This window comes from Roseovarius sp. B08, assembly GCF_051417955.1.
Taxonomy (GTDB): Bacteria; Pseudomonadota; Alphaproteobacteria; order Rhodobacterales; family Rhodobacteraceae; genus Roseovarius.
In genome coordinates, this window is record NZ_JBPRLW010000001.1 from 1,765,711 (window position 1) to 1,777,641 (window position 11,931).

Here is an 11,931-nt window from a genome sequence, read left to right on the forward strand (position 1 = left end):
GTTTTGCCGGCGCGGGAAACCCTCTAATGGCTTTGCCATGAGCGGGGAGATGACATATCGCGAGCACGGGCGCGCCGCGCTGAAGCTGGGGCTTCCGCTGGTGGGCAGCCACCTGGCGCAGATGGCGATCACGCTCACGGATGCGCTGATGCTGGGCTGGTACTCGGTCGAGGCGCTGGCGGCCGAGGTACTGGGGGGCACGCTCTTTTTCGTGCTGTTCATTTTCGGGTCGGGCTTTGCCTGGGCGGTGATGCCGCTGGTCGCGGCGGCGCAAGGCGCCGGAGACGAGACGCAGGTGCGGCGGGTGACGCGGATGGGAGGCTGGGCCTCCGTGCTGTTCGCTGCCTGCGCGCTGCCGGTGATGATCTGGTCGGGGCCGCTGTTCCTGGCCACGGGGCAGGAGGCGGGGACCGCGGCACTGGCGGGGGATTATGCCGAGATCGTTGGGTTCGCGTTGTTCCCGGCCCTGTTGGTGATGGTGCTGAAATCGCACCTGGCGGCGCTGGAACGGACGCAGGTGGTGCTGTGGGTCACCGTAGCGGCCGTGGGGCTGAACGTGGTGGTGAATTACGCGCTGATCTTCGGCAACTGGGGCGCGCCGGAGATGGGGGTGCGCGGGGCCGCCGTGGCGTCGCTGGTGGTGACGAGCGCGAGCTTCGTGGCGCTGGCGGTCTATGCCGCGAAGGTGACGCCCGAGCACGCGTTGTTTTCCCGGGTGTGGCGGCCGGATTGGGAAGCGTTCGGGCAGGTGTTTCGCCTGGGATGGCCGATCGGGATCACCAGCCTGGCCGAGGTGGGTCTGTTCGCGGCCTCGACGGTGATGATGGGCTGGCTGGGCACGATCGCGCTGGCCGCGCACGGGATCGCGCTGCAGGTGAGTTCGCTGACCTTCATGGTGCATGTGGGGCTGAGCAACGCCGCCACGATCCGGGCGGGCAACGCGTTCGGGCGCGGGGACGGGCCGGGATTGCGCGACGGCGCGAAGGTGGTGCTGGCGCTGTCGGGCGCCTTTGCGGCGGTGACGGTTGTGCTGTTCCTGGCGCTGCCGGAGCCGATGATCGCGGCGTTCCTGAACCCCGATGAGCCCGATCGGGCGGCGGTGATCGCCGTGGGGGTCGGACTGTTGGCGGCGGCGGCGCTGTTTCAGCTGGTGGACGCCGCGCAGGTGATGGCGCTGGGGTTGTTGCGGGGCGTGCAGGACACGCGCGTGCCGATGTGGATCGCCGCCGTCAGCTATTGGGTCGTCGGCGTGCCGGTCAGTTACGCCATGGGGTTCCGGCTGGGCTGGGGCGGCGTGGGCATCTGGCTGGGGCTGGCGGTGGGGCTGGCTCTCGCGGGCGTGTTCCTGATGTGGCGGTTCTGGTGGTGGTCGGCGCGCAACGTGGCGGCGCGGGTCTTGCAAGAAGATGCCGAACCCGCTAGGTGAGCACCCTGCGGTCGCAGCCTACCCGCGTTAAAAAACAAGGACCAAATCTATGGATACGATCGTGATCTGCTCTGGCGGGCTTGATTCCGTGTCGCTGGCCCACAAGGTGGCGGGCGAGGGCACGCTGCGGGGGCTGTTGTCTTTCGACTATGGCCAGCGGCACGTGAAGGAAGTTGAATTCGCCGCGGCCTGTGCGCGCCGTCTGGGCGTGCCGCACAGGGTTGTGGACATCTCGGGCGTGGGCGCGGCTCTGTCGGGCTCGGCTCTGACCGACGATGTGGACGTGCCGGACGGGCATTACGCGGAAGAGACGATGAAGATCACCATCGTGCCGAACCGCAACGCGATCATGCTGGCCATCGCGTTCGGCATGGCCGCCGCCGAGAAGGCCGAGGCGGTGGCGGCCGCCGTGCATGGCGGGGATCATTTCATTTACCCCGACTGCCGGCCCGGTTTTGTCGAGGCGTTTCAGGCGATGCAGGACAAGGCACTGGAGGGCGTGGCCGAATTGCAGCTTTACACGCCGTTCCTGACGGGGTCGAAGGCGGATATCGTCACCGAAGGCGCGAAGTGGGGAACGCCCTTTGCCGAGACATGGTCGTGTTACAAGGGCGGGGATGTGCATTGCGGGCGCTGCGGCACCTGCGTGGAGCGGCGCGAGGCGTTTCATTTGGCGGGTGTCCCGGACCCGACCGCCTATGCGGATGAGGCGTTCTGGAAAGCGGCGACAGGGGTGGCGTGATGTACACGATCACCAAGGAGTTTCACTTTTCCGCGTCGCACCAGTTGCATGGGTTGCCCGAGGATCACCAATGCGCGCGGCTGCATGGGCATAACTATGTGGTCGTGATCGAATTGCGGGCTGAAGCGTTGAACGCGCACGGGTTCGTGCGGGATTACCACGATCTGGGCGCGTTCAAGCGGTATGTCGACGAGGCGCTGGATCACCGGCACCTGAATGATGTTCTGGGAGACGATTGCGTGACCGCCGAGCGGCTGGCGAAACATTTTCACGACTGGTGCCATGCGCGCTGGCCCGAGGTGAGTGCGGTGAAGGTGAGCGAGACGCCGAAGACATGGGCGGAGTATCGGCCGTGAGCGACAAGCGCCTCATTCGCGTGTCCGAGATTTTCGGGCCGACGATCCAGGGCGAGGGCGCGCTGATCGGGCAGCCGACGGTGTTCGTGCGCACGGGGGGCTGTGATTTCCGGTGCTCGTGGTGCGACAGCATGCACGCGGTGGACAACGACTATCGCGACACGTGGAAGGCAATGACGCCCGAGGCGATCATGGAGGAGGTGGCGCGCCTGTCGGGGGGCAAGCCGATCCTGGTGACGCTGTCGGGCGGCAATCCGGCGATCCAGCCGATGGCCGAGCTGATCCGGCTGGGGCAGCAACAGGGCTGTTATTTTGCCATGGAAACCCAAGGCTCGGTCGTGCGCGGCTGGTTCGAGGCACTGGACATGCTGGTGCTGTCGCCCAAGCCGCCGTCGAGCGGGATGCTGACCGACTGGGGGCTGGTGGCCGAATGCGTCGAGGCGGGACAGGGCACGCAGACGATCCTGAAGCTGGTGGTGTTCGACGAGGCGGATTTTGCCTATGCCCGCGAGGCCGCGGCGATGTTTCCGCAGCTGCCCGTCTACCTGCAGCCGGGCAACCATACGCCGCCGCCACCTGATGACGACACGGCGACGGTCGATCGTGAAGGGCTGGAGGCGCGGATGCGCTGGCTGGTTGCCCGTGTGACCGAAGAGAAATGGTATGACGCGCGGGTGTTGCCGCAATTGCATGTGACCCTGTGGGGCAACATGCGCGGGGTCTGAAAGAGGACGAAATGGCCGAGGATATTTACAAGGATCTCAAGCAGCTGGGCGGTGAAACGAAAGTGCCGCAAAGTCCGGAAGAGGCCGAGTTGGAGCGGGTCGAGAACCCGCAGGCGGACGTGGCCTACAACGTGCGGTTCACGGTGCCGGAATTCACGTCATTGTGCCCGATGACCGGACAGCCGGATTTCGCCCATCTGGTCATCGACTATGTTCCGGGCAAGTGGCTGGTGGAAAGCAAGTCGCTGAAGCTTTTTCTCACAAGCTTCCGCAACCACGGGGCGTTTCACGAGGATTGCACGATCTCGATCGCGCGGCGGCTGGTGGACTTTCTCGCGCCGCAGTGGCTGCGGATCGGGGGGTACTGGTATCCCCGCGGGGGCATCCCCATCGACGTGTTCTGGCAGACGGGCGAGATGCCCGCAGGCGTCTGGGTGCCCGACCAGGGAGTGCCGCCCTATCGTGGGCGGGGCTGAAACGGAAAACCCCACATTCTTCGTGCGAAGAATGTGGGGCCGGAAAATTCGTTTCTTAGAATTTTCTGGTGGTTAGCAGGGGCGCGTCACGTAGCCGCCACGGCCGTCCGCATAGGCACACTGATTGGTGCGCTGGTTGCGGGCAATCAGGGCACCGGCAGCTGCGCCAGCTGCGGCGGTCACCACGGTCCAGCCGAGGTTGGCGTCAAACGCCTGTGCCGCGACAGCGCCGGCACCGGCACCGATCAGGGCGCCTTGTTCTTCTTCGGTCATCGTGTCGCAGGCGGTCACGGTCAGAGCGGCTGCGGTGACAAAAGCGGTAATCTTGGTTTTCATGTGGGTCCTCTTCCTTTTGCTGTACCCATAACGATTTTAGAGCCCAAGGGTTCCATTTCAGGTCACATCATTTTCATCCGCGTGAATCTGCGTAAGGGGCACGGCTGTCGGCGGAAAAACGCTTTCGCCGACAAGGGCCGGGTCCGCGCTGTGCCGGGTGGCGCGCAACTCGCGGTAGCCGAGATAGAGACCGGAGCCGACGACCAGGCCCATGCCCCACAAGGTGGCCACGGGAGGAACCTCGTTCCAGACGAGGTAGCCCAACAAGGTGGCGATCGGCAGGTAGCTGTAGTCGAAGGGCGCCACGAGGCTGGCGGAGGCCACCTGATAGGCGCGGGATAGAAAGATATAGCCCAGCATGCCGGCCAAGCCCAGGAGGGCGATCATCGGCCAGTCCACCGAAATTGTGGCGGGCAGACGCATCGCGAGATGCGGATGCGTGGCGACCTCGGGCAGCAGGAGGTTGACCAGCCCACCCAACGGCAGGATGAAGATGCCGGCGAAGAGCAGCGTGTGCAGACCCAGCGTCAGCGAGGTTTCGCGATCGCCGATCTTTCGGGCCAGGACCTGACCCACGGCATAGAACATGGCGCAGCCCAGCGGCAGGACCGAGACCCAGGAGAGGCCCTGGGTGGTGGGATTGATCGCGATAACGACACCGGCGAAGCCAGCGCCCAGGGCCGCGATACGGTGTCGTCCGATCTGCTCGCGCAGCCACAGGGCGGCCAGAACGGCGACGATCAGCGGCGCGGAAAAGAAGATGGTCGAGACCTCGGCCAGGCCCATGAATGGAAAGGCCGCGTAAAACAGCGCGAAACCCGCGGCGAAGAGCCCGCCGCGCAGCATGTGGACCGGCCAGAGCGGCGTCAGCAGGCGGTGCGGACCGCCCAGCCACAGAATGAGCGGCACGAGCACGGCGACGGAGATGAGCGAGCGGGCAAAGAGCAGCATCCATATCGGATAACTGGACAGAAGCACTTTCATCAGCGCGTCCTGTCCGACGAAGAACAGCATGCCGATCTCAACGCAGAGGATGCCCTGCACCGTACCCGGCGCCAACGGCAGAGGCGCGCGCCGCGACGCAGAGGGCATGTCTGTCGGCATCGGATTGTCCCTCTTTCCGGCGGCCCAGGGCTGGCCGAGGGAAAGCTTGTGGCGAAGGGTGTGTTCTGTCTTGCCTGTTCGCGACCCGGTGTCGTGAACGGGACAGCCATGCAGCGACCGCCCCCGTTCGTGGCCGGCAGGCAGAAAGCGCTGTCCCTCGGGGCGCTGTCGGCCCATAACGATTTGCGGATCAACCCTAAGGACCTCGCCCCGTTCATGTCATCAGACCGCCCCGTCTGGCTGCGGCTCGCGCCGGTCATCTTTCTTTTGCTGTGGTCGGGAGGCTATGGCGTGGCGAAGGTCGGGCTGGACTATGCCGCGCCGATGACGATCCTGGCACTGCGGTTCGCGCTGGTGGTGGTGGCCATGGCGGTGCTGTGGGCGGCGCTGCGCCCGCCCTTGCCGCAAAGCCGGGCGGAATGGGGGCATCTGGCCATCGTCGGCCTTCTGATCCAGTCGGTCTATTTCGGCATGTCGTACTGCGCGCTGGACGCGGGTGTGGCAGTGGGGACGTTGGCGCTCTTGATGACGCTGCAACCGGTCTTGGTGGCGCTGATCGCGCCGCGCTGGACGGGCGAGCGCGTGGGCTGGAGGCAGTGGGGCGGGCTGATCCTGGGGCTGATCGGAGCCGCGGTGGTGATCGGCGCACGCTCGGCGGTGGAGCCGCCGAGCTTCATGGGCTTTGTCTTTGCGATGATCGGCCTTGCGGGGATCGTCGCGGCGTCGCTTTGGGAAAAGCGGTTCGGGCTGCGGCATCATCCGGTGACCTCGAACCTGGTCGGATATGCCGCAGGGTTTTTGGGCGTACTGCCGCTGCTGGCGATGCAGGACGACCTGTCGGTCACATGGAGCTGGCCCTTTGTGGGCGTGCTCTTCTACCTGGTGGTGGGCAACTCGCTGGTCGCGGTGGGGCTGCTCTTGGCGATGATCCGGGTGGGCGACGTGGCCAGGGTGTCGGCGCTCTTTTTCCTGGTGCCGCCACTGGCGGCGGTGATCGCGTGGGCCATGGTGGGCGAGGTGATGCCGCCCGTGGCCTGGAGCGGAATGGTGGTGGCGGGGCTCGGCGTGGTGCTGGCGACGCGCAAGGCCGGCTAGCCATCAGGCGGCGGCACAAAGCCGGGTCGGGCCGCGGCGGTCCCGCGGGCCTGTGGCTGAGTCAGTCGACTATGAACCGCCCGCGTGCCTCTTGCGGCGGGTCGGAATGGTCCTTGACCAAGAACGGATATTCGCCCTTGCGCATGGGATGAAAGCTGAACCTCGCGCCGCCCTTGCCGTCGCACTGGATGGCGCGAAAGCTGAGGCCCTGGGCGTAGAATTCCATTTCGCTTTCGAGGACCGACAGGACCCTGATATGCGCGTTCTCCATCAGTTGGGGGGACTCGAAGTGCAAGCCGGTCTCGGGCGTGACCGCCTGCGGGCAGATCACGTTGAGGCGGTAATATCCGCCATGGGCCAGGCGGAACTCGGTCTGCGAGAGCGCGATGGTTCCGTCGTCATTGCGCGACATCTCGAGACGGATGTCGTTGGGCTTGCCTTCGCCCAGCTGACCCGAGACCGGCTGTTCGGCCAGCGCGGGCGTCGCGGAAAGGAGGGCGGCAGAGATCAGGGCGCGGATGGGCTGGGCGATGGGGGATCCTCCGACGGGTTTTCTGGGAGCAAAGGATAGTCCCGTTCCTGCCGCTTTTCCAGTTGTGCGCTGTGCGTTCACACTGCCGGCTTTGACCGACGCGACGGTGACGAGCCACGTGAAAGGGCCGATGCCCGTGGCACCGGCCCTTCGAGGAGGTGGGCAGAATGCCCACCCTACGAGCTCAGCTTTTGTTCATCCTGTTGTCGATGAGGTCGTCGACGACGGAGGGGTCGGCGAGGGTGGAGGTGTCGCCCAATGCGCCGTAATCGTCCTCGGCGATCTTGCGCAGGATGCGGCGCATGATCTTGCCGGAGCGGGTCTTGGGCAGGCCGGGGGCCCATTGGATCAGGTCCGGCTTGGCGATGGGGCCGATCTCCTGGCGGACCCAGTCCTGCAACTCCTTGCGCAGCTCCTCGGTGGGTTCCTCGCCCGACATCAGCGTGACGTAGCAGTAGATGCCCTGGCCCTTGATGTCGTGCGGGTAGCCCACCACGGCGGCCTCGGAGACCTTGGAGTGGGCGACGAGGGCGCTCTCCACTTCGGCCGTGCCCATGCGGTGGCCGGAGACGTTGATCACGTCGTCGACGCGGCCGGTGATCCAGTAGTCGCCGTCCGCGTCCCGGCGGCAGCCGTCGCCGGTGAAGTAGTAGCCCTTGTATTGCTGGAAATAGGTGTTCATGAAGCGCTCGTGATCGCCCCAGACGGTGCGCATCTGCCCGGGCCAGCTGTCGGCGATGCACAGGACACCCTCGGCGGGGTTGCCCTGGACCGTTTTGCCGGATTCAGGGTCCAGCACCTCGAACTTCAGGCCGAAGAAGGGCTTCATCGCAGCCCCCGGCTTGGTGGCGTGGGCGCCGGGCAGGGGGGTCATCAGGTGACCGCCGGTCTCGGTCTGCCACCAGGTGTCGACGATGGGGCAGCGCCCGCCGCCGACCACGTTGTGGTACCAGTTCCAGGCCTCGGGGTTAATCGGCTCGCCCACGGTGCCCAGCAGCTTGAGATCGCTCAGATCGCACTTGGTAACATATTCGTCGCCCTGGCCCATGAGGGCGCGGATGGCGGTGGGGGCGGTGTAGAACTGGTTGACCTTGTGCTTTTCGCAGACCTGCCAGAAGCGGGAGGCATCCGGGTAGGTCGGCACGCCCTCGAACATCAGCGTGGTGGCGCCGTTGGCGAGCGGGCCGTAGACGATGTAGCTGTGGCCGGTGACCCAGCCCACATCGGCGGTGCACCAGTAGACGTCGCCCTCGTGGTAGTCGAAGGTGATCTCGTGCGTCATGGCGGCGTAAACCAGATAGCCGCCGGTGGTGTGCACGACGCCCTTGGGCTGGCCGGTGGAGCCCGAGGTGTAGAGGATGAAGAGCGGGTCCTCGGCGTTCATCTCGGCCGGCTCGCAGGTGTCCTCGACGCGTTCGGCCTCTTCGTGCAGCCAGAAATCGAGCCCGTCGCGCCAGGCGATCTGGTCGCCGGTGCGCTTGACGACGAGGCACTTGACCTCGTCGAAGTCGCGGCGCAGCGCCTGGTTGACGTTGTCCTTGAGCTTGGTCACGCGGCCGCCGCGGGGGGCGGTGTCGGCGGTGATGACGAGCTTGGCATCGCAGCCGTCGACCCGGGCGCCGAGCGCGTCGGGGGAAAAGCCGGCGAAGACGATGGAATGGATGGCGCCGATGCGGGCGCAGGCGAGCATGGCATAGGCCGCCTCGGGGATCATCGGCAGGTAGAGCACGACGCGGTCGCCCTTGCCGACGCCGAGGTTCTTGAGCACGTTGGCCATGCGGCAGGTCTCGGCATGCAGCTGGCGGTAGGTGATGTGCTGGGCGTCCTCGGAGGGGTCGTCGGGTTCCCAGATGATGGCGGTCTGGTCGGCGCGGTCCGCAAGGTGGCGGTCGATGCAGTTGGCGGCGACGTTGAGCGTGCCGTCCTCGAACCACTTGATGGAAACGTTGCCGTAGGTGTAATCGACATCCTTCACGCGGGAGTAGGGCCTGATCCAGTCGATGCGCTTGCCTTGCGCGCCCCAGAACGCCTCGGGGTCCTCGATCGAGGCGGCGTACATCTCGTCATACTTCGCCGCGTCGACATGCGCGTGCGCCGCGAAATCGGCACTGGGCGGATAGGTTTTGTCGGACATGGTTCCTCCCTTACTTGGTCTTGCGTGTCTTTCCGGCCCGCCCAGCCCCTGCGGGACGGGCCTTCTCCGGATGGCAACCTAGAGCGTTTCGCCGAAAACCTGAATCAAAGATTTCCCGGGCCGGCTTGTCGGAGTGTCATCGACGTGCCGTGGCGGATGTCCGCGTCAGATGGCCAGATATTCGGCCCGCAGGCTTTCGTTTTCCAGCACCTCGGACGCGGTGCCGTCGAAGGCGATGCTGCCGGTATCCAGGATGATGCAGCGATCGGCGAGTTCGAGGGCGCGCACGGCATTCTGTTCGACGAGGATGGTGGTGATGCCCTGTTCCTTGATGATGCGCAGGGTCTTTTCGATCTCGTCGACGATCACCGGGGCGAGGCCCTCGTAAGGTTCGTCGAGCAGCAGGACCTTGATGTCGCGCGCCAGCGCGCGGGCAACGGCGAGCATCTGCTGTTCTCCGCCCGAGAGGGTCACGCCTTCCTGGCGGCGGCGTTCCTTGAGGCGCGGGAAAAGCTCGTAGAGGCGATCGAGGGACCAGCCGACGGGCGGAGTGATCTGGGCCAGTTGCAGGTTCTCTTCCACGGTGAGGCCGGGGATGACGCAGCGGTCCTCGGGGACGAGACCGATGCCGCAGGTGGCGGCCTGTGCGCTTTTCATGTTGTGCAGAGGCTGGTGGTCGAGCCAGATCTCACCATGCGCGAGCTGTGGGTTGTCCATCCGGGCGATGGCACGCAGCGTGGTGGTCTTGCCCGCGCCGTTGCGGCCCAGAAGCGCCAGGATCTCGCCCTCGTGGACGTTGAAGGAGATGTCCTGCACGATATAGCTTTCGCCGTAATAGGCCTGCATCCCCCAGACCGACAGGAAGGCGGGGGCGGTTTCGGCGTGGTTGCGGTGCTTGGAAAAGTCGGGTTTGACGTTCATTTTTCGTGTCCTCCCGTCCCGGACCTGATCCGGGACCTCTTGCTGTGGGGGCGAGGCCCCGGATCAGGTCCGGGGCAGGCTCCCGGATCACGTCCGGGGCGTCGATGGCATGGCGGTCAGGCGCTTTCGCCCAGGTAGGCTTCGCGGACCTTGGGGTGGCCCTTGATCTTGTCCGGCGTGTCCTCGACCAGGGGGTGCCCTGGGCCAGGACGGTGATGCGCTCGGCCAGGGAGAAGACCACGTGCATGTCGTGTTCGATGATGCAGATCGTAATGTCGCGCTCGTCCTTGATCTGTTTCAAGAGGTCGATGGTGTTGTTGGTGTCGGCGCGGGCCATGCCTGCGGTGGGTTCGTCCAGGAGCAGGAGGCGCGGTTCCTGCGCGAGGCACATGCCGATTTCCAGCCGCCGCTTGTTGCCGCGAGACATGGCCGCGGCATGGTCGTGGCGGGAATCGGCGAGGTTGAGGCTTTCGAGCATGTCCTCGGCCTGCTCGACGATGTGTTTTTCGTCCATCGTGTTCTCCAGCGCGTGCATCCGGAATGCGCCGTCGCGTCGCGCGAAGATCGGGATCATCATGTTTTCCAAAACCGTAAGGTCGCCGAAGATCTCGGGCGTCTGGAACACGCGGGAAATGCCCATCTGGTTGATCTGATAGGGCTTGCGGCCCAGCACCGACTGGCCGTCGAACATGACGGAACCGGTGTCGGGGATCAGTTTGCCGATCAGGCAGTTCAGGAGCGTGGACTTGCCCGCGCCGTTTGGGCCGATGATGGCGTGGCAGCTGTTTTCCGCCACGCTGAGGTTCACGTCCCCCAGGGCCTGAAGGCCGCCGAAGCGCTTGTTGACGTTCTTGACTTCAAGAATTCCCATTGTCGTCGCTCCTTATTCGGCCGGGGTGGATTGGGTGGCTTTGTCGTCGTTCGGGTTAGCCTTCTTGCCCCGGAGCAGACGGCCGATGCGCTGTCCGCCCTCGACCAGGCCGCCGGGCAGGAAGATGACGACGGCCATGAAGATCAGGCCCAGCGTCAGGTGCCAGCCCTTGCCGATGAAGGGGTAGACGATGGTGATGACGAAATCCTCTAGCCCGTCGGGCATGAAGGCGAACCATTCGTGCAGGATGTCCTTGTTGATCTTCGACAGGATGTTTTCCATGTACTTGATCGCGCCGGAGCCGAGGACGGGGCCGATGAGCGTGCCCGCGCCGCCGAGGATGGTCATCAGGACGACCTCTCCGCTGGCGGTCCAGAACATACGTTCGGGACCGGCCTGGGTGTCCATCGCCACCAGAAGGCCACCGGCGAGACCGGCATACATGCCCGAGATCACGAAGGCCGCCAGCGTGTAGGGCCGCGCGTTGAGGCCGGTGTAGTACATCCGCGTCTGGTTTGATTTGACCGCCCGCAGCATGGTGCCGAAGGGCGAGCGGAAGATGCGGATCGACAGGTAGAAGGCGAGGATCATGAACACGGCTGCGATGTAGTAGCCCGCGTTGATGGTGAAGAGCCAGTCGCCGAACGACAGATCGAAGCCCGCGCGCATGTCCATTCCGAAGAGGTTGGCGCGGCCGATCTGGCCCGGCTCAAGGTTCGACAGGAGCGGGCTGTCGGTGGCCTTGATCTGCAACCCGGTCTCGCCGCCGGTGATCGGCGTCAGGACCGAATAGGCCAGGGCGTAGGACATCTGCGCGAAGGCGAGCGTCAGGATCGAGAAGTAGATCCCCGAGCGCCGCAGCGAGATGTATCCCACCGCCAGTGCGAAGAGGCCCGCAATGATCACGCCGAGGATGATCGCCGGGATCACGTTGAGCGTGACCAGCTTCATCATCCAGATCGCGGCGTAGGAGCCCACCCCGAGAAAGGCGGCATGGCCGAAGGAGAGGTAGCCCGTCAGGCCGAAGAGGATGTTGAAGCCGATGGCGAAGATCCCGTAGATCACGAAGCGCTGCATCAGGTCGGGATAGCCCGCGTTGAATTGCGCCATGCCCGAGCCTTCGGGGAAGGGGTTGAGGATGAATGGCGCCAGCAGGGTGATCGCGATGACGATCAGCAGCAGGCGGAAGTCTTTCTTGTCCAGACCGAGCATG

12 protein-coding genes and 1 pseudogene are annotated in these 11,931 nt (G+C 65.2%); 6 read left to right on the forward strand and 7 right to left on the reverse strand.

Annotation, left to right across the window (positions count from 1 at the left end):
- The first annotated feature begins 37 nt into the window (after positions 1–37).
- Genes ACSQ76_RS08990 through queF form a run of 5 tightly spaced genes read left to right on the forward strand, consistent with a single transcriptional unit; the run spans position 38 to position 3,725 of the window.
- Entirely contained in the window at positions 38–1,426 is a 1,389-nt protein-coding gene (locus tag ACSQ76_RS08990) for an MATE family efflux transporter (protein ID WP_437156311.1), read from the forward strand.
- A 49-nt stretch (positions 1,427–1,475) separates the two neighbouring features.
- The gene (gene queC / locus ACSQ76_RS08995; RefSeq protein ID WP_437156312.1) at positions 1,476–2,168 is read left to right on the forward strand and encodes a 7-cyano-7-deazaguanine synthase QueC; all 693 of its coding nucleotides are present in this window, start codon (positions 1,476–1,478) and stop codon (positions 2,166–2,168) included.
- A complete protein-coding gene (locus tag ACSQ76_RS09000) occupies positions 2,168–2,524 on the forward strand; it encodes a 6-pyruvoyl trahydropterin synthase family protein (RefSeq protein ID WP_437156313.1) in 357 nt (118 codons plus the stop codon). Before queC ends, ACSQ76_RS09000 begins: the two co-directional genes overlap by 1 nt.
- Positions 2,503–3,249, forward strand: coding sequence for a 7-carboxy-7-deazaguanine synthase QueE (queE, locus tag ACSQ76_RS09005; RefSeq protein WP_437156314.1), 747 nt, complete (start codon positions 2,503–2,505; stop codon positions 3,247–3,249). The genes ACSQ76_RS09000 and queE overlap by 22 nt, the downstream gene beginning before the upstream one ends.
- Before the next feature lie 11 nt (positions 3,250–3,260).
- Positions 3,261–3,725 (forward strand): preQ(1) synthase, encoded by a 465-nt coding sequence (gene queF, locus ACSQ76_RS09010; RefSeq protein ID WP_437156315.1) that lies wholly within the window; start codon positions 3,261–3,263, stop codon positions 3,723–3,725.
- 72 nt (positions 3,726–3,797) lie between these two features.
- Here queF and ACSQ76_RS09015 read toward each other — a convergent pair whose 3' ends face one another.
- Complete coding sequence (locus tag ACSQ76_RS09015) at positions 3,798–4,061, reverse strand: glycine zipper 2TM domain-containing protein (protein ID WP_306130540.1); 264 nt, start codon at positions 4,059–4,061, stop codon at positions 3,798–3,800.
- Positions 4,062–4,118: 57 nt separating this feature from the next.
- Positions 4,119–5,165 carry a DMT family transporter gene (locus ACSQ76_RS09020; protein ID WP_437156316.1) on the reverse strand — a complete coding sequence of 349 codons (1,047 nt, stop codon included), beginning with the start codon at positions 5,163–5,165 and terminating at the stop codon, positions 4,119–4,121.
- Between the two features lie 108 nt (positions 5,166–5,273).
- Between ACSQ76_RS09020 and ACSQ76_RS09025 the strand changes: the two genes are divergently transcribed.
- The gene (locus tag ACSQ76_RS09025) at positions 5,274–6,260 is read left to right on the forward strand and encodes a DMT family transporter (protein WP_437156317.1); all 987 of its coding nucleotides are present in this window, start codon (positions 5,274–5,276) and stop codon (positions 6,258–6,260) included.
- A gap of 61 nt (positions 6,261–6,321) precedes the next feature.
- On the opposite strand, the gene ACSQ76_RS09030 is transcribed toward ACSQ76_RS09025, so the two are convergent.
- From ACSQ76_RS09030 to ACSQ76_RS09050, 5 genes and pseudogenes are all read right to left on the reverse strand, one after another.
- A complete protein-coding gene (locus ACSQ76_RS09030; protein WP_437156318.1) occupies positions 6,322–6,873 on the reverse strand; it encodes a hypothetical protein in 552 nt (183 codons plus the stop codon).
- Positions 6,874–6,976: 103 nt separating this feature from the next.
- Positions 6,977–8,926 carry an acetate--CoA ligase gene (acs, locus tag ACSQ76_RS09035; RefSeq protein WP_437156319.1) on the reverse strand — a complete coding sequence of 650 codons (1,950 nt, stop codon included), beginning with the start codon at positions 8,924–8,926 and terminating at the stop codon, positions 6,977–6,979.
- Between the two features lie 165 nt (positions 8,927–9,091).
- Complete coding sequence (locus ACSQ76_RS09040; RefSeq protein WP_437156320.1) at positions 9,092–9,847, reverse strand: ABC transporter ATP-binding protein; 756 nt, start codon at positions 9,845–9,847, stop codon at positions 9,092–9,094.
- A gap of 116 nt (positions 9,848–9,963) precedes the next feature.
- Positions 9,964–10,718: pseudogene (locus ACSQ76_RS09045) on the reverse strand (ABC transporter ATP-binding protein).
- 12 nt (positions 10,719–10,730) lie between these two features.
- Positions 10,731–11,930 (reverse strand): branched-chain amino acid ABC transporter permease, encoded by a 1,200-nt coding sequence (locus ACSQ76_RS09050; RefSeq protein ID WP_437156321.1) that lies wholly within the window; start codon positions 11,928–11,930, stop codon positions 10,731–10,733.
- Between the last annotated feature and the right edge of the window lies 1 nt (position 11,931).

Excerpts from the sequence above, each read along its gene's own strand:
- ACSQ76_RS09020 (WP_437156316.1), bottom strand. The coding sequence starts at position 5,165 with ATGCCGACAGACATGCCCTCTGCGTCGCGGCGCGCGCCTCTGCCGTTG.
- queC (WP_437156312.1), top strand. The coding sequence starts at position 1,476 with ATGGATACGATCGTGATCTGCTCTGGCGGGCTTGATTCCGTGTCGCTG.
- ACSQ76_RS09025 (WP_437156317.1), top strand. The coding sequence starts at position 5,274 with ATGCAGCGACCGCCCCCGTTCGTGGCCGGCAGGCAGAAAGCGCTGTCC.
- queE (WP_437156314.1), top strand. The coding sequence starts at position 2,503 with ATGGGCGGAGTATCGGCCGTGAGCGACAAGCGCCTCATTCGCGTGTCC.
- queF (WP_437156315.1), top strand. The coding sequence starts at position 3,261 with ATGGCCGAGGATATTTACAAGGATCTCAAGCAGCTGGGCGGTGAAACG.
- acs (WP_437156319.1), bottom strand. The coding sequence starts at position 8,926 with ATGTCCGACAAAACCTATCCGCCCAGTGCCGATTTCGCGGCGCACGCG.
- ACSQ76_RS09000 (WP_437156313.1), top strand. The coding sequence starts at position 2,168 with ATGTACACGATCACCAAGGAGTTTCACTTTTCCGCGTCGCACCAGTTG.
- ACSQ76_RS08990 (WP_437156311.1), top strand. The coding sequence starts at position 38 with ATGAGCGGGGAGATGACATATCGCGAGCACGGGCGCGCCGCGCTGAAG.
- ACSQ76_RS09050 (WP_437156321.1), bottom strand. The coding sequence starts at position 11,930 with ATGCTCGGTCTGGACAAGAAAGACTTCCGCCTGCTGCTGATCGTCATC.
- ACSQ76_RS09015 (WP_306130540.1), bottom strand. The coding sequence starts at position 4,061 with ATGAAAACCAAGATTACCGCTTTTGTCACCGCAGCCGCTCTGACCGTG.
- ACSQ76_RS09040 (WP_437156320.1), bottom strand. The coding sequence starts at position 9,847 with ATGAACGTCAAACCCGACTTTTCCAAGCACCGCAACCACGCCGAAACC.